Source organism: Rhizobium sp. SVR5-9E, from assembly GCF_056755095.1.
Genome location: NZ_JBNDHS010000013.1, coordinates 48637 through 64911 on the forward strand (window position 1 = coordinate 48637; position 16275 = coordinate 64911).

Below are 16275 nucleotides of genomic sequence, written 5' to 3' on the forward strand. Positions count from 1 at the left end.
TCGAGATGAGATAAAATAGAATCGGCCGCGGAAAGCCGCGGCCGATTCAAATTGGCGGAGCAGATCAGGCAGCCTTGAAGAGCTTCTTGCCTTCGCCGTCGAGCGCCTTGAACTCTTCGTCGGACAAGGCGATATCCACGGCAGCGACGTTCTCTTCCAGATGCTTCACCTTGGAAGTGCCGGGGATAGGCAGCATCACGGGGCTGCGCTTCAGCACCCAGGCCAACGCGATCTGGCTTGGCGCTGCATTGTGCTTCTTTGCGATCGTATCGAGTAGCGATCCCGGCTTTGCGAGATCCCCCGCAGCCAGCGGATACCAAGGGATGAAGCCGATTTTGTGTTTTTCGCAGTAGTCCAGCACATCTTCACTGGTGCGGTCGACGAGGTTGTAACGGTTCTGCACGGTGGCGACCTTGAAGTGCTTCGAAGCCGCCTCGATATCGGCAACCGAGACTTCGCTGAGACCGGCATGCCGGATGATCTTTGCATCGAGCAGCGACTTGACCGTGTCGAACTGTTCCTTTGCCGGCACTTTCGGATCAATGCGGTGAAGTTGCCAGAGATCGATCTGCTCGACGCCGAGATTGCGAAGGCTCTTGTGCGCCTGCTGGATCAGATATTCCGGACGGCCGAGCGGCAGCCAGATGTCGGGGCCATGCCGTGTGAGCCCGCCCTTGGTGGCGACAATCATTTTGCTATAAGGATGAAGCGCTTCCCGGATCAGTAGCTCGGAAACATCCGGGCCATAGGAATCGGCCGTATCGATGAAGTTGACGCCAAGTTCCGGCAGGCGCTTCAGCGTACGGATGGATTCGTCGTGGTCTGCCGGATCACCCCAGATGCCTTCGCCGGTGATGCGCATTGCGCCGAAGCCGAGGCGATTGACCTCGATATCACCGTCGATCTTGAAGGTGCCGGATTTTGCTGCGTTCAAGGCGGGCATGGTCTTTCCTCTCGTTGATCAAAAAGCTCAAAGTCGGTGGAGCTTGACGTTGATGGTGCGGCCTCTGCGACGCCTGCGTACATAGGGCATCATGGCTTGCATGACAGTAACGAGGCCGAAGACATTTGCCCTCAAACCACCATGGGCCGCAAACGGAAGGCGCCAATCTCTAAAGCCGGGTTTTTGCCGTCTCGCCGAATTCCGACAGGACCGCCCACAGATCGGCAAAAATGCTCCTGGCGAAAGCTTCGAGCGGCGCCCCTGGTGAGCGTTCCTGCCAGAGTTCGCCGCCCACGCGCAATGCGCCAATGACGATTGCCGAGAGAAGCCGCATGCGAATACGCGCTTCCTTGCTGTCGCCGGCTCTTAGCGCCAATGCTTCCGTCAATTTCAGCTCGAGTTTCGCATATTTCAGCTGATCACGCGCCTTTAGTGCCGGTGTGCAGCGGACGAGTTCGCCCACGGCAAGACCGCGTTCATCGGCGGAAGCGACGATGGTTTCTATGAGCGCTTCCTCCACGGTCTTCAGTCGCGGCTCGCCCTTCGGCCTCGCGAGGATGGCCGCCATCAGCCGATCGGCAAAGGAATCCTGCCATGCGAAGACGACCTCCTCTTTCGAAGGGAAATAATCGAAAAAGCTGCGCTTGGAGACATCGGCGGCTTCGGTAATGTCCTCGATCGTCGTTGCGTCGAAGCCTCTCTCGAGGAACAGCGTCATTGCCGCCTGCTCGATACGCTCACGCGTCTCCCGCCGCTTGCGCTCACGCCGGCCTTCCGCCGCGCCGCTTTGTTTCAATTCAACCATCTGCGTCCGATTGTGTCAGCCGCGGGTCTCTCCCGGAACGGCGGCCGTGCCCGTCTCCGCTTCCCTGGTACGGTATTTGAAACGATCCCGCGAGAGCTCAAGCGGCTTACGGCGTGAAATTTTATAGACTGCGGCGGGTGGCAAGTTGCGCACAGTACCACCGAGGTGCGTTGCCTTGAGCCCCAATCTGTCGAGGATCGGGCGCGGCACCGGGCAGCGAGGCCCGTAGGTGAACTGATAAAACGCACCGCCAGGCCGCATATACGCAAAGGCACTGACGAGAATGGCTGTGATTTTGCGCGGCGACATGGAAAGCAGCGGCAAACCGCTGATGACCGCAGTGACCGGCTCGCCTTCGAAGATACCGGCCTGGCCGAGATGGGCGGCATCCATCTGCAGAACACGCGCGCCCGGAAAGCGCGACCTCAGGCTGCTGACGAACTCGGGGCCATATTCGATCAGCGTCAAGTCCTGTTCTCTTGTGCCGCGTTCGAGCAACGCCCGCGTGAAAACACCGGTGCCGGGTCCGAGCTCGATAATCGGTCCGTCAAGCGCGGCAATCTCCTGCGTCATAAGCTTCGCCAGCGAAGTGCCGGACGGAGCGATCGCCGCCACGCGGAGGGGGTTGCTGATCCATGAGCGGAAAAAATGCAGGTAATCCGAGTGTCCAATGCCTGCAACCATCTTGATTGGCCCACCTGACTGAAATGCCGCTTGAGTATCCGCACGACCATCGCTTCGAGAATGGCAATTCCAAGGCATTCTCATGCAGCTTGCGGCACTTCCATCGATTTCGTTCGGCCTCATCTCACAAATCCTTTATCTGTTGCAATTTTATATCTATTGCATTTTTGCAGTTAATGCAATATTTGTTTGCAATCTGCTACAGGGATCGAAACATATGTGGACCGCGAAAGACATGCCGCAACAGACCGGAAAAAAGGTCATTGTTACAGGCGGAGCGTCCGGCATCGGCTTCCAGGTTGCCCGGGCAATGGCGCTGAAGGGCGCAGATGTGCTGATCACGGGACGGGATAAAGACAAGGGTATCGCCGCGGTCGCCGAGCTGCGCAGACTCGTGCCGCAGGCCAGCTTTTCTTTCGGCCTTCTCGACCTCGGCAATGTGGCTTCAATCGCCCGCTTCGCAGAAGCCGTGCTCGAAAGCGGAGCGCCTCTCGATCATCTCTTCAATGTCGCCGGCGTCATGATGATCCCCAAACGCACGCTCACGGCGGACGGCTTCGAGATGCATATGGGCACAAATTTCCTCGGTCATTTCGCGCTGACCGGCCGGCTTTTTCCGGCGATCGAGGCAGCGTCCGGCCGCGTCGTCACCGTCAGCGCCCGCGCGGCCAGCTGGTATCCTCTCGACATCAACGACTTGCAATCGCAAGGAGATTACCGGCCGATGCGCGCCTATGCGTTGTCGAAGCTCGCCGATATTCTGTTTGCCCTCGAACTCAACAAGCGCGCCGCCGCAACGGGCGTGGCCAGCCTCGCCGTGGACCCCGGAACAGCCAAAACGGCCTTGCAGCGCCACACCTCGCCGGTCCTGCGCCGGGCGGCGGAGATTTTGATAAGCCTGATCGGCTACCCGCTCGATCGCGTCGCCGACACGGTGGCCTTCGCGGCAACGATGGCGAAGGCAGGCGCCTACATCGGGCCGACCAGAATCATCCAGTCCCGCGGATCGCCGGGCGCAATCGCCGTCCCGAAACAAGCCAACGACGAACAGCTGCGACGACAGCTCTGGCAGGCAGCCGAGAGCCTGACGTCCGTACGGTACGCATTCAAACAAGAGAGCACATCATGACGGGCGTGAGCCTCGACAAGATCATCGACGCCCAAGATCTAGCCCCCCTTATTGAGGGTAAACGGCCCGATAACCCTCGGACGAGGCACAGGTGATGTATTTCCTGTGCGCCGCGCTGCGCGCCAGCGCATCTGCCTCGGCGGCGTCATAGTGACCGGTGATCTGCGCGTTCAGCCTGTATTGCTGCATCGCCTCGCGGTACATCGCATTGCCTTCACCGTTGCACATGAGGTTCGCAAGGAATGGCGGATTGACCGGGCTGCCGACAGGATAAAGAACCGGCTGGCTGGGGTCCTGGACGCACCCGGCAAGAATGGCTGCGGCTGCCGCCATTGAAATCGCAATCCCCATCCTCGCTTTCATGCATTTCTCTCCTGCGCAAGCTGCTTTCGACCCCGGCACAGAATAGGTACCGCTTCAAGATTGCGCGAAGCTAAGCATGCGATGACGGAGTGCAGAAAAACGAATGGCACGACAACAGAATGAAACGGGGAAATGGTCCTCAACAGCGGTGACAATTTCCCGCATCAATTTCATTGTCGCGTGCCGCCTGGACAGGCGGACATGGGATGTCTCCGTATGAACAATAGACGCAACAGTCGCCCACTTTCGGCCTCAGCACAGCGCCGCATCCTTTGCAGTCATAGAAATACTGGCAGGCGTCGGTGGGCATGGCCTCCAAGGCCCGATGGCCGCATTCCGGGCAGGTGATTGTCGACCGGTGGAAAATTGTCATGATGGCCCGGTTTCGCTCATAACAGATGCCGGATAACCTGCGTTCGTCGATGAAGCAGCAATTGCCTCGGTCGTGGTGAGGGCAGGATCAAATGCGACCGTCGCTGTTTTCGTTTGGAGGTCTATATCAACCGAGCCGACGCCTTTGACGGCCTGCATCGCCGCTTGCACAGTTATCGGGCAAAGGGCGCAGGTCATGTTGTCTATGGCAAAGGTCGCTGTTTGCATGGCCACACCTTTGGTGGCGAGCGGCTGCGCAAGTAGCACCACCGGGGTGGCGGCCTCGATTGCAATCGCACCTATAGTGACTGCCATGGCCTTAAAGAAGAAGGATCGTTTCATCCCTGAGGGTTCTCCTAGTAGAAAATGGGCGCCCACCAGTCGACGGTCAGGGCGAGAACGACCAGCCCGGTCGCGAGCCAAAGCGTGGTCTTGACGACCAACGACGATGCGGATCGTGCGCAATAGGCGCCTTCGGCACAAACAACAACCTTGCTTGAGAAATAAACCTGCCTGAAGCCGAAACCGATGAAGCCGAGCGCGATAGCGGCGAATAGGGGCTTATAGGGTTCGAGTGCCGTCAGATTGCCGATCCACGCTCCGGAAATGCCGAGCATCAACAGAACCAGCGGCCCAACACAACACGTCGAAGCCAGAACCGCGCCGATCAAGCCTCCGGCGGCCAACCACCCTTTGCCGCGATTCGCGGTATACGGCGGTACCTCAATAGAGACAGTTCCAGTTTCCATGTCACGCATGCGATCCCGACATCGAAACATCTATGAATCGAAGCTACAGTCTGTAGGATCTACAGACTCAAGGGAGACTTTGCGCATGAGCGATCACAAGTCCGAGAAGGGATTGCAGCGCGCGGACCTGGCACGGCGATCCGGCTGCAATCTCGAAACCATCCGCTACTACGAGAAAATCGGCATGATGCCAGACCCGCGGCCAAGCAGGACGGGATACCGGTTCTACGAGGAAGGGCACGTACAGCGCCTGCGCTTTATTCTCCGCGCCCGGGAACTCGGCTTTTCGATCGACGGCATTCGCGGACTTCTGAATTTGGTCGATGGCGGCACTCAAACCTGCACCGAAGTGAAGGAACGGACGGAAAGGCACTTGGCCGACATCCGCACCAAAATCGCAGACCTCAAGAGAATTGAGAGAGTTCTCGCCGAGACTTCGGCCAAGTGCAGCGGAGCGGCTGTTCCGCAGTGTCCCATGCTGGATGTGCTGACCATGTAGATCTCGCTCATTTGTATCGGTGGCGGTCACAGCACAGTCTCCCATGACAGGGGCCAGACATCCGGTCAACCGAACAGGGCCACCACTCGCATTTGTGGCTGTCCATTTGTCGTTGACTTCACAAGTGATGAGAGGAAAATGTTTCGCATGCGTCCACCCCACAGCACAAAGGGGCTCACGATGACGATCGCAAGGAAACTTCAGGACTATATCGACGGCGTCGGAATCGCCTATGACACCGTCCCGCATCACCGGACGGCAACCACCAGCCAGACGGCTCAGGCAGCCCATGTTCCCGGCAGCCGCCTCGCCAAATCCGTGCTCATTCACGACGAAACGGGCTATACACTGGCGGTTGTTCCGAGCACGCACCAGGTCGAGCTTTCGCTGCTACAAAGCGTCATGAATAAGCGCCTCGGGCTTGCGTCGGAGGATGAGATCAGCTCGCTTTTCGCCGATTGCGAAGTTGGCGCGGTCCCTCCTGTAGGATCGGCCTACAACGTCCGCATGCTCCTCGATGAGAGCCTCAACGACGCGGCTGACGTCTATTTCGAAGGTGGCGATCACCGGACGCTGGTCCATATGAGCGGACCGAATTTCCGCAACCTGATGAAGGATGCGCAGGTTGCCCGCTTCAGCCGCCCGTCATGAATATGGGATCCGAGACCACGATCATCCCTGAAAGGAAATGGCACACCAGACGAGATGAAACTGCTAACTCGTATGTGATTGTTATCGCTTTCTATTTCTGAGCGGCAGGTCTGCGTTGCGCAATCTCCGAATCCTGCCGAAAGACACCGCAAGATCGCAAGCCCCGACATAGCTCCATAGCTCCGCAGAACTCTCGCAACTTTGCAAGTTTAGCGAACATGGTTGTGGCTTAAGTCGCACGGGTTCTTGTGAACGATATGCATGCCGTTGTTCTAACGTAGCTTTTCATATCACAAGGGATCTCCATCATGTCGGATAATCTTAAGGAAGGCCTCGATCGCCGTGATTTCATAATCGCATCCATTGCCACGGTCGGCGCGTCGGCTGCCCTCGCCGTCAGTGCGGCAGGTGCGAACGCGCAGGACAATACTGGGTCCGCCGCCAACTCGACGTCACAGAAGACAGTCTACGTTGGCGATGTCATCGAAGGGAAGAAAGTCGTCAGCGCCCTTGACGTCAACGACCTGGAGCCCGGCAAGAAGCACCTCTTGTATTTTCAGGGCGTTGAGATGCCCACCGGACAGCACTGGTATGTGTCAGTGACGGTCGCCAAGGGAGCAAAGCCGGGCAAGCGCGGCGTCCTGGTCAGTGGTGTGCATGGCGACGAAATGAGTTCTATGCATACGGTCCAGACTGTGATGAACCAACTCGATCCGGCGGCGATGTCGGGGACTGTCATGGCGGTCACGGACGTGTCCCGCCCGGCCATCGAGGGCATGCAGCGCAGGTGGCCCAATTCGGGCAGGGGCAGCGATCTGATCGATATGAACCGGGAGTGGCCCGGGAACGAGAACGGCGCCACCGCGGCCAGCCGACACGCCGGGCTAATGTTCAACCGGCTTCTCCGTCCGAACGCCGACTTCGCAATCGACTTCCATACCGGAACGACCGGATTCGAGGTCAGCGCATTCAATATTGCAGAGATGGACGTACCCGAGATCAAGGCAATGGTGGAGCTCTACCCCATCGGCCAGATCTTCGATAACCCTACATATCCCAGTGTCCTGCATAACGCGTTTATCGCCGCGGGCATCCCGTCCTTCTGCCCGGAGATCGGGGCTGCCCGCCACCTGGACCTCGAGATGATCTCGCTGTTCGTGGAAGGCACAATGAACGTCCTCAAGCATCACGGCATCGTTGCCGGGTCGATGGGACGTACAGGCAAGGACGTGAGTGTCTTTGTCGGGAACAGCGCCTTCCCGATTCTTGCCACCGCGGGCGGGCTCGTCGAGCATCTGGTCAAGCTGAACGACAAGGTCGAAGCCGGACAGAAGGTGGCCATTCAGCGCAACAGCTTCGGCGAGGTGGTCGCGGAGTATACAAGCGGCGTGGCTGGAGAGATAACGGGCCAGCGCAGCGACGCAATGTCCGAGCCCGGCAACCCCTTGGTGTTCATCCTTTTCAGCAAGCCGACGCCGGAGGGCGCAGAGGTATATCCCGAGTAAAGAGCCCTGTGAGCGATCTTTGCGTGTCTCGGGAGTCCAGCGTTAGCGACGACCTTGCGAGCACGCCGTGGGCTGGGTGACCGCCTAGCCGGCTAGCTCACGGGCGAGAGACGTGAACGTTCTCGTCGGGTCAAAAGCGTAGGCTTGATACCCATTTTTCGTCTGGAATGGTGAAATGGCGCACCCGAAGAGATTCGAACTCCTGACCCCCAGATTCGTAGTCTGGTGCTCTATCCAGCTGAGCTACGGGTGCGTGTCAAAGCGGCCGTGCCGCTTGCGTGGGCGATCCTCTAAAGCGTCCTTTAGGCGAATGCAATAGCAATTCGAAAAAAATCGCGACTTTGGCTGCGGATGGCTGAGGTGCGGAATTTGCATCACTTTTCTGCATGCAGACGAGAGCGATAGTCGTCCAACGAAACAGGACGATCGGGGATCTCGATGCGGAACTGTGTGCCAGCGGTCGGTTTTTCGACAAGGGCGATCGTGCCGCCATGAGCAAGCACCAGCTCGCGCGCGATTGTGAGGCCCAGGCCCGTGCCGCCGCTGCGGGCGGAGCCGCGGAAGGCTGTGAAGAGGTTCTGGCGGGCCTTCACCGGCATTCCCGGCCCGGTGTCGTCAACAATGATGCTTACGACACTGCCGACGCGCTGTGCCGAAACCGTGATCCGCTTGACTCCATCCATACCCGTTTCGCCAGGCATCATCAGAGCCTGCAGCGCGTTGCGGCACAGATTGTGGATCACGCGGAAGAGCTGCTCGTTGTCTGCATCGACCTCGACGTCAACCGGCATTTGCTCGGAAAACTCCACTCCGCTCTGCGGATCGATCGCCAGCATGTCGCGAACGTCCTGCGTCAGGTCGTAGAGCCTGATCCGCCGGCGGCGCGGCGCCGATTCGCTTGCCTGGCCATAGGAGAGCACTTCATTGGTGTAGCCGACTGCCCGATCGATGGTTCGCAGCAACTTCGGTGCAAAGCTCTTCACCATCGGATCATCGACGCTCACCAGGCGATCCGACATCAGTTGCGCGGAGGCGAGTATGTTGCGCATGTCATGATTGATCTTGGAGACCGCAAGGCCGAGCGCGGCGAGATTCTTCTGCTGCTTTAGCGTCTTCTGCAGCTCCATCTGCATGGACGTCAGATGCCGCCCCGCGACCGCGAGTTCATCGCGCCCACCGTCGCCCACGAAAACATTCTGCGGGTTCTCCGGCTCGGTGGAGAATTTCTGCATGCTGCCGGTCAACTCGCGGATCGGGCGAATGAGGATGCGGTTGATGGCGAAGAAGATCAATGTCGCGGTGAAGAGCGAGATCAGAACGGAGAGATAGAGGACATTGCGTGCATAAGCGAACATCGCCGTGCGCAAGGCCTTGTCCTTCATCACGACTTCAACGCCCGTGCTCGTTTCGCCGACCGGGCCGTAGACGCGGATCATCCGTTTGCCGCCGAAAAGCATCGTATCCAGCGCGTCATCCATGGAACTGAGCAGCGTGGTCTTGGTCAGGTCATATTGCTCGTCGACAGAGGTCGGCATGTCGCTCATCGCAAGGAGGCGGGAGGTACCCTCTTTGCGAAGCACGATCGCCTTCGTTCCGGTTGCTTCGAGCGTCTCCTTCTGCAGCGTATGCGGCAGTTCGACAGGCTGCAAGCCATCGATGACGATGGCCGCCGCCGCCGCCGTGTTCAGCCTGTCCTCCAGCCAGCGAATGCGCATGGTCGCGATCGACGGGAAGAAGATCAGCACTTCAGCGAGCATGATGAACAAGACAGTGAGCCAAAGCAGCTTGCCCGATAGACCGCCGAACCAGCCCACCGGACGGCCGTATGCGCTGTCCGCGGTCTTATCGCTAGTCGAGTTTTCGCCCTGATGTTGCAGCGGCATGGTCTTTTCCGATCGGCGAAGCGCCTGGAACGAGACGCTTATAATAGACGATGGAACTCCGCTTTCAAATCTTCGCGAGCAGCGGCAAGTCGTCACAAAAGAAAACGCCGCACTGAGGCGGCGTTTTCAAGCTAACGGAAGGGTGCCTCAGAACTCTTCCCAGTTCTGCTGGGCAACCGCCGCATTGCCGTTGAAGGCACGCGCGACCGTGTTCATTGCCCGGCGGGCCGGCGAGGCGACCGGGCGGTGTTCTTCGCGGCGTGCAACAGCGACGGACGCTGCGGCAGACGTATTCGACGTCCTGAAGCGCGAGACAAGGCGCACGAGACCGTCTGCTTCCGCCGCCAGCTTGTGCGTCGCTGCGGAGGTCTCCTCGACCATCGCCGCGTTTTGCTGCGTCACCTGATCCATCTGGTTTATGGCGGTATTGACCTCCTTGAGGCCGGTCGACTGTTCCTTGGCCGCGGTTGCGATCGACTGAATGTGATCGTTGATCGCGATGACGCGGCTTTCGATCTCTCCAAGCGCCTCGCCTGTGGCCTGCACCAGCTTCACACCGACATGAACTTCATCGCCGGACTTGGTGATGAGCGCCTTGATGTCCTTGGCGGCCGTCGCCGATCGCTGCGCGAGTTCCCTAACCTCCTGGGCGACGACGGCGAAGCCTTTGCCTGCTTCGCCGGCGCGAGCCGCTTCGACACCGGCGTTCAAGGCCAGCAGGTTGGTCTGGAAGGCGATGTCATCGATCACGTTGATGATCTGGCTAATTTCGCGCGAAGCCTGTTCGATGCGGCCCATGGCGTCGACTGCGTTGCGAACCACGACGCCGGACTTGCCCGCGTTTTCCTTCGCTTCGGAAACCATGACGCTCGCTTCCTGCGCCCGTTCGGTCGAATTGTGCACAACGGCCGTGATCTGGTCGAGAGCGGCGGAGGTCTGCTCGAGGGCGGCCGCCTGCTGTTCCGTGCGCCGGGAGAGATCGTCGCTGGCAACGCGGAGCTCGTTGGTGTTGCCGTTGATCGCCTCGGTCGTCTCGCGGACTTCGCGCATCGTTGCCTGCAGCGTCGCGAAGGTATTGTTGACGTTCTGCTGCAACTCGGCGAATGCGCCCTGGAACTCGCCGCGCATGGTCTGCGTCAGATCGCCATCGGCAAGGCTTGCGATGACGCGGCGGGTTTCGTCGATGCCGGCATCGACGCTTGACAGCAGCGAGTTGATGTTGCCCGCGAACCGATTGAGGTTCTCGTCTTCATAGTCCTTCTCGATGCGGCAGCTGAAATCGCCGGCGGCGGCGGCCGAAACCACGACAGACATGCTGGACTGCAAGTCGTCGCTCTTGGCGCGCATGGCTGCTTCCTGCGCATTCAAGCGCTTGATGGCGAGGCCGTTTTCCTTGAAGACGGCAACGGCGGCAGCCATCTGGCCAATTTCGTCGTTGCGCTCGGCATAGGGCACTTCGGCGTCGAAATTGCCGCTCGCAACTTCGTTGATCGCCGTCGTTACGCGCTTGATGGGACGGCTAAGATGGCTTGCGCCGATGTAGAAGCCCATGCCGAGGCCAGCAGATATGCCGATACCCGTAATGGCGAGCACGAGCCAGAACACCGAGTTGCGGAAAGCTTCGATCTCCGCATCAACCGCCTGCAGTTCGGCCTTGTCGGCCTTTACGATAGCATCAATGTCGGCCTGAAAGGCCTTTCTGTTCGCGCGGTTTGCTTCATTGTTGCCCTGAGCGTTCGCGGCGTCTGGGCTGACCTCGGTGCCGAGACGAGCCGTTTCCGAGCGGAAGGTACGGAATTCCTTGGCGCGAGCGACGAGATTTGCAAAGCTTTCCCTCTGGTCCCCCGGAACCAGTGGCGCCCATGTGGTGATGACATTGTCGATCTCATCGAGATCCGCCATCAGACCTTTGGCGAAGGCGCCGGCATCCTTGGTGTCTTTCGCCACGTAGATCCCGCGCGATTCCATAACCGTTGCGGTCACGAAGCGGTTCAGCCGCTCACCGGCATAGGCACGCTGCGAGGCGCTTTTAAAAGCAGTGAATTTGTTGCTGTATTCATTCATCGCAAGGAGGGCGGTTGCGCCGATGATGATTGCAACTCCTGCCATAATGGTAACGAGTAAATTGATCTTGCCGCGGATATTCAACGCAATGCCCCTCCTGAGCCTGATGAGAGTCTGGAAAGCAGATTCCCAGCCGAGACAAGAGGATCGACTAAATTTCTTAACGCTAGATTTCGAATACTATTGTTTAGAGCTACGAAAAATTATCCATTCTTTTGAGGATACGAGCGAGCCGTTCCTCGAAAAATTGCATGGGCTTGCGGGAAAAATACTTAAGATCGATGATCGCGGAGAACAAACGCGCGAAATGCAACCTTCCGCTGCGTTCTGCCCAATCGTTAATATCAGAGTGCGATTTTTTGCAGGGAGCCAAGTAGCTGACAGGTGAGTTACCTGGCTATAATTGACTTCTCGGAGCTTCATCCGTATAAGCCGCCGCACGTTCGGTCAAATAGGCCTTCGGCCGCGCCCGTTCGAAAACAACGCTCCTTGCAATATGCAAACTCAAGAAGGGCCGCACTCCGCGGTGTTTAAATAAATGAAGCGTACTTACCAACCATCCAAGCTTGTCCGCAAGCGCCGCCACGGCTTCCGTGCGCGCATGGCTACCAAGGGCGGCCGCAAGGTCATCACGGCTCGCCGCGCCCAGGGCCGCAAGCGCCTTTCGGCTTAAGGCCGAGTTGCCCGATAAGAGATGGCGGGCGAATTGACGACCACTAAGAAAAACACTGTAGGGCGGCTGAAAAGCCGCCCACAGTTTCTTGCTGTTCGCAATGGCGAAAAACGCAAGGGCGGCCTCTTCCTGCTCGAGGTTCTCGACCGAAGAGAAGCCGACACCGAAGCCCGCGTCGGCTTCACCGTCACCAAAAAACATGGAAACGCGGTCGAACGGAACCGCATGCGCCGCCGTCTCAAAGAAGCGGTGCGGCTTCATGCGGGGTTTGCAATGCAGCCCGGACACGACTATGTCATTGTCGCGCGACGAGACTGCCTGACGGCGTCCTTCAAGGAATTGAGCGCGGAGATTAAAACGCGCGTCGAAAGCAAGCCGAAACACAAGCGGCAGAATGACGGCCGCGCCAGGAACCTATGATGCAAAACAACCGCAATTATTTCATTGCGATCGCTCTTTCGGTGCTGATCGTTCTCGGCTGGCAGTTTCTTTACATGAATCCGCGCATCGAAGCTCAGCGCAAGGCGCAGGAAGCTCAGAAGGCGCAGCAGACCACAGAGCAGACGCAAAAGCCAGCCGCAGGCGCTCAGCCCGTCCAGACGAACGGCGCCGCCCCGACCGGGCAGGCAGCAGCGACGGCCTCGCTCGCAGACGCACTTGCCAAGAACCCGCGCGTTACGATCGACACTGCAGCACTTGCAGGTTCGATCAACCTCGTCGGCGCCCGGCTCGATGACCTCAAGCTCAAGGGCTATCACGAGACGGTCGACAAGAGCAGCCCGATCATCAGCCTGTTCAGCCCGTCTGAAACCAAGGACGGCTACTTCGCAGAACTCGGCTATATCGGCGACGATGCCACTGGCAGCGTTCCAGGCCCATCGACTGTCTGGACGGCCCCGGAAGGTGCAAAGCTGACGGAGAAGACGCCGGTCACGCTGACCTACACCAATGACAAGGGCATAACCTTCGCGCGCACGATCTCGGTCGACGAGCACTATATGTTCACCGTCACCGACAAGATCACCAATGCCGGCCAGGCGCCCGCTGCTCTGTCGTCCTATGGCCGCGTCACGCGCTACAACAAGCCGGCAGTCGCTTCGACCTACGTTCTGCACGAAGGCTTCATCGGCGTGATCGGCGACAGCCTGATCGAGAGCAAGTACGCTTCGGTCGAGAAGGAAGCCGTGACGCCTGAAACGGCAACCGGCGGCTGGCTCGGCATCACCGACAAGTACTGGGCCGCGACGATCATCCCACCGCAGCAAACACCCTACGATGCGCGTTTCACGCACTTCACCGATGGCCAGCCGCGCTTCCAGGCCGATTACAAGCAGAACGCGGTGACGGTTGCGCCGGGCCAGTCGCTGGAGCTCAAGAATCTCGTCTTTGCGGGCGCCAAGGAGGTTCCGGTTATCGATGGCTATGAAGCCAAGTACGAGATCCCGCGCTTCGACCGCCTGATCGACTGGGGCTGGTTCTATTTCATCACCAAGCCGATGTTCAAACTGATGGACTTCTTCTTCCGCTACTTCGGCAATTTCGGCGTCGCGATCCTGCTGACGACCATCGTCGTCAAGGCACTCTTCTTCCCGCTCGCGAGCAAGCAGTATGCTTCAATGGCGAACATGAAGCGCATGCAGCCGAAAATGGAAGAGCTCAAGGCCAAGTTCGGTGACGACCGGATGGGCCTGCAGCAGGCAACGATGCAGCTCTACAAGGAAGAGAAGATCAATCCGATCGCCGGCTGCTGGCCGATCGCGCTGCAGATCCCGATCTTCTTCTCGCTCTACAAGGTGATCTACATCACCATCGAAATGCGCCATGCACCGTTCTTCGGCTGGATCAGGGACCTTTCAGCCCCGGACCCAACCACGATCGTCAACCTGTTCGGCCTACTTCCCTTCGACGCGCCCACCTTCCTGCATCTCGGCGTATGGCCGCTGATCATGGGTGTGACGATGTTCGTGCAGATGCGTATGAATCCGACGCCGCCCGATCCCACGCAGGCCATGATCTTCACCTGGATGCCGCTGGTCTTCACCTTCATGCTGGCAAGCTTCCCGGCCGGTCTCGTCATCTACTGGGCCTGGAACAACACGCTTTCGGTCATCCAGCAGTCAGTCATCATGAAGCGGCACGGCGTGAAGATCGAGCTCTTCGACAATCTGAAAGGCCTCTTCAGGCGAAAACCGGCTCCATCGAAATGAGTAAAAGCCCCGCTTCGGCGGGGCTTTTTTATTGCCGCCGGTGCTGCCGACGACGGGCATGCCGTTTGCGTCGTTTGCGGCCAGCGCGCTTGGCCGTTAAATTGACCGACAAAGGGAGGGGCGCAACATGGGCGACAAGCTGACGACGACGGCAGTGGCTGCGGGCATTGCGCCAGCGGGCGAGCGTATCGGTGCCGCGCTTGTCTTTGGCTCTGCCTTCTTCTGGAGCTTCGGCGGCGCGATCGCCCGCTTCCTCCATTTGAACGACGGCTGGACGGTCGTCTTCTGGCGGTCGTTCTTCGGCGCCCTCTTCCTGCTTGGCTTCATGCTCGTGCGCGACGGGCCGCGCGGCACGACGCAGCTCTTCAAGGGCATGGGACTTGCTGGCGTTGCAGTCGGCGTCTGTTTTGCCACGGCCTCCACTTCCTTCATCCTCGCACTCGCCTACACGACCGTCGCCAATGTCGTGCTCAGCCAGGCCAGCGTGCCACTGATCGCGGCGCTGATGGCATGGCTGTTCTTCCGCGAGAGGATCGCCGCCCATACCTGGCTCGCCATCGCGGCGGTGCTCGGGGGCGTAGCCATCATGGTCTCGGCATCGCTCGGCGGCAGTATCTCGATGATCGGCGATGCGCTTGCTATCCTGATCGCCTTTGCCTTTGCCACCGCGACCATCATCACCCGCCGCTTCGCCCATGTGCGCATGACGCCCGCCGCCTTTCTCGGCGCCGTTATTGCAGGCGGCACGGCGGCAAGCCAGGCCTCCGGTCTTGCCGTGACAGCAAGCGAACTTGGCATCCTCATCGTCTTCGGTGCGCTCAATTTCGGCCTTGGCCTTGCGTTGTTCGTCACAGGCGCGCGCCTTATTCCCTCGGCACTTGCCGCCCTGCTCGGCACCGCCGAGACCGTGCTCGGCCCGCTGTGGGTCGCCGTTATTCATGGCGAGGTGCCCGGCGCACGGACGGTAGTTGGCGGCGTCATTGTCCTTACCGCCCTGCTCGGCTACCTCGGCGTCGAGCTCTGGCGACAGCGGCGCGCTTGACTTTCGCGGCCAAAACCCCGAAGCCAGAAATATGACCGGACCGACAGCAGCAGACGAAAAACCACTCTTCGGGCGGCCGTGGATCTTCATCCGCGGCGTGCCTTCCATGAAATTCCTGCCGCCGGAAGGACCGCTCGAGGTCGCATTTGCCGGGCGATCGAATGTCGGCAAGTCGTCGCTCATCAACGCGCTCGTCGGGCACAAGGGCTTGGCGCGCACCTCGAACACGCCCGGCCGGACTCAGGAGCTGAACTATTTCGTACCTGAGGGCTACTCCGGCGAAGGCAGCGACCTGCCGCCGATGGCGCTCGTCGACATGCCCGGCTACGGATACGCTCAGGCGCCAAAAGATCAGGTCGATACCTGGACGAAGCTCGTGTTCGATTATCTGCGCGGCCGCGCAACGCTGAAGCGCGTCTATGTCCTGATCGACAGCCGCCACGGCATCAAGAAGAACGACGAGGAGGTTCTGACGCTTCTCGACAAGGCTGCCGTTTCCTACCAGATCGTTTTGACCAAGACCGACAAGATCAAGCCCCCCGCGGTTATCAAACTGCTCGCGGAAACCGCGGAGAAGATCAAGAAGCGTCCGGCAGCCTATCCGTTTGTCGTCGCGACCTCTTCGGAGAAGAGCGACGGGCTGGACGAGTTGCGCCAGACCATTGCCGAAACGGTCGGGATCCCGAACTGGAAATGAAAAGAGGCG

General features: G+C 59.3%; 18 protein-coding genes and 1 tRNA gene. 9 read left to right on the plus strand and 10 right to left on the minus strand.

The window, feature by feature from the left end:
* Nucleotides 1–64: 64 nt before the first annotated feature.
* The 3 genes from ACPYOJ_RS09315 to ACPYOJ_RS09325 form a co-directional block, all read right to left on the minus strand.
* Nucleotides 65–943, minus strand: a complete 879-nt coding sequence (locus tag ACPYOJ_RS09315) for an aldo/keto reductase (protein WP_481415990.1) — start codon at nt 941–943, stop codon at nt 65–67.
* A gap of 169 nt (nt 944–1112) precedes the next feature.
* A complete protein-coding gene (locus ACPYOJ_RS09320) occupies nt 1113–1748 on the minus strand; it encodes a TetR family transcriptional regulator (RefSeq protein WP_481415991.1) in 636 nt (211 codons plus the stop codon).
* Between the two features lie 15 nt (nt 1749–1763).
* Nucleotides 1764–2432, minus strand: a complete 669-nt coding sequence (locus ACPYOJ_RS09325) for a class I SAM-dependent methyltransferase (protein ID WP_481415992.1) — start codon at nt 2430–2432, stop codon at nt 1764–1766.
* A gap of 217 nt (nt 2433–2649) precedes the next feature.
* On the opposite strand from ACPYOJ_RS09325, the gene ACPYOJ_RS09330 reads away from it, so the two are divergent.
* Nucleotides 2650–3561, plus strand: a complete 912-nt coding sequence (locus ACPYOJ_RS09330) for an SDR family NAD(P)-dependent oxidoreductase (RefSeq protein ID WP_481415993.1) — start codon at nt 2650–2652, stop codon at nt 3559–3561.
* Between the two features lie 48 nt (nt 3562–3609).
* On the opposite strand, the gene ACPYOJ_RS09335 is transcribed toward ACPYOJ_RS09330, so the two are convergent.
* The 4 genes from ACPYOJ_RS09335 to ACPYOJ_RS09350 form a co-directional block, all read right to left on the minus strand.
* Nucleotides 3610–3924 (minus strand): hypothetical protein, encoded by a 315-nt coding sequence (locus tag ACPYOJ_RS09335; protein WP_481415994.1) that lies wholly within the window; start codon nt 3922–3924, stop codon nt 3610–3612.
* Between the two features lie 139 nt (nt 3925–4063).
* Complete coding sequence (locus ACPYOJ_RS09340; protein WP_481415995.1) at nt 4064–4297, minus strand: GDCCVxC domain-containing (seleno)protein; 234 nt, start codon at nt 4295–4297, stop codon at nt 4064–4066.
* Nucleotides 4294–4638, minus strand: coding sequence for a heavy-metal-associated domain-containing protein (locus ACPYOJ_RS09345; protein WP_281408066.1), 345 nt, complete (start codon nt 4636–4638; stop codon nt 4294–4296). The genes ACPYOJ_RS09340 and ACPYOJ_RS09345 overlap by 4 nt, the downstream gene beginning before the upstream one ends.
* 14 nt (nt 4639–4652) lie before the next feature.
* Nucleotides 4653–5075, minus strand: a complete 423-nt coding sequence (locus ACPYOJ_RS09350; protein ID WP_481415996.1) for a mercuric transporter MerT family protein — start codon at nt 5073–5075, stop codon at nt 4653–4655.
* Between the two features lie 55 nt (nt 5076–5130).
* Here ACPYOJ_RS09350 and ACPYOJ_RS09355 point away from each other — a divergent pair, with 55 nt between their 5' ends.
* The 3 genes from ACPYOJ_RS09355 to ACPYOJ_RS09365 all read left to right on the plus strand — a co-directional run bounded on the left by ACPYOJ_RS09355 (nt 5131) and on the right by ACPYOJ_RS09365 (nt 7700).
* On the plus strand, nt 5131–5544 hold the full coding sequence (locus tag ACPYOJ_RS09355; protein WP_481415997.1) for a MerR family transcriptional regulator: 414 nt from the start codon (nt 5131–5133) through the stop codon (nt 5542–5544).
* A 180-nt stretch (nt 5545–5724) separates the two neighbouring features.
* Nucleotides 5725–6195: an aminoacyl-tRNA deacylase gene (locus ACPYOJ_RS09360; RefSeq protein ID WP_481415998.1), complete on the plus strand. Its 471-nt coding sequence runs from the start codon at nt 5725–5727 to the stop codon at nt 6193–6195.
* A gap of 308 nt (nt 6196–6503) precedes the next feature.
* Nucleotides 6504–7700, plus strand: coding sequence for a M14 family metallopeptidase (locus ACPYOJ_RS09365; RefSeq protein WP_481415999.1), 1197 nt, complete (start codon nt 6504–6506; stop codon nt 7698–7700).
* A gap of 176 nt (nt 7701–7876) precedes the next feature.
* Here ACPYOJ_RS09365 and ACPYOJ_RS09370 read toward each other — a convergent pair.
* From ACPYOJ_RS09370 to ACPYOJ_RS09380, 3 genes are all read right to left on the minus strand, one after another.
* Nucleotides 7877–7953: transfer RNA gene (locus ACPYOJ_RS09370), tRNA-Arg, on the minus strand.
* 121 nt (nt 7954–8074) lie between these two features.
* Nucleotides 8075–9583 carry an ATP-binding protein gene (locus ACPYOJ_RS09375; protein WP_481416000.1) on the minus strand — a complete coding sequence of 503 codons (1509 nt, stop codon included), beginning with the start codon at nt 9581–9583 and terminating at the stop codon, nt 8075–8077.
* Nucleotides 9584–9730: 147 nt separating this feature from the next.
* A complete protein-coding gene (locus tag ACPYOJ_RS09380; protein ID WP_481416001.1) occupies nt 9731–11731 on the minus strand; it encodes a methyl-accepting chemotaxis protein in 2001 nt (666 codons plus the stop codon).
* 454 nt (nt 11732–12185) lie between these two features.
* Here ACPYOJ_RS09380 and rpmH point away from each other — a divergent pair, with 454 nt between their 5' ends.
* The 5 genes from rpmH (at nt 12186) to yihA (ending at nt 16266) form a co-directional block, all read left to right on the plus strand.
* Nucleotides 12186–12320 carry a 50S ribosomal protein L34 gene (gene rpmH, locus ACPYOJ_RS09385; protein ID WP_168828152.1) on the plus strand — a complete coding sequence of 45 codons (135 nt, stop codon included), beginning with the start codon at nt 12186–12188 and terminating at the stop codon, nt 12318–12320.
* A 21-nt stretch (nt 12321–12341) separates the two neighbouring features.
* Nucleotides 12342–12740, plus strand: a complete 399-nt coding sequence (rnpA, locus tag ACPYOJ_RS09390) for a ribonuclease P protein component (RefSeq protein WP_481416002.1) — start codon at nt 12342–12344, stop codon at nt 12738–12740.
* A complete protein-coding gene (gene yidC / locus ACPYOJ_RS09395; protein ID WP_481416003.1) occupies nt 12740–14527 on the plus strand; it encodes a membrane protein insertase YidC in 1788 nt (595 codons plus the stop codon). Before rnpA ends, yidC begins: the two co-directional genes overlap by 1 nt.
* A gap of 139 nt (nt 14528–14666) precedes the next feature.
* On the plus strand, nt 14667–15569 hold the full coding sequence (locus ACPYOJ_RS09400) for a DMT family transporter (RefSeq protein ID WP_481416027.1): 903 nt from the start codon (nt 14667–14669) through the stop codon (nt 15567–15569).
* Between the two features lie 31 nt (nt 15570–15600).
* Nucleotides 15601–16266 (plus strand): ribosome biogenesis GTP-binding protein YihA/YsxC, encoded by a 666-nt coding sequence (yihA, locus tag ACPYOJ_RS09405; protein ID WP_481416004.1) that lies wholly within the window; start codon nt 15601–15603, stop codon nt 16264–16266.
* Nucleotides 16267–16275: the final 9 nt, after the last annotated feature.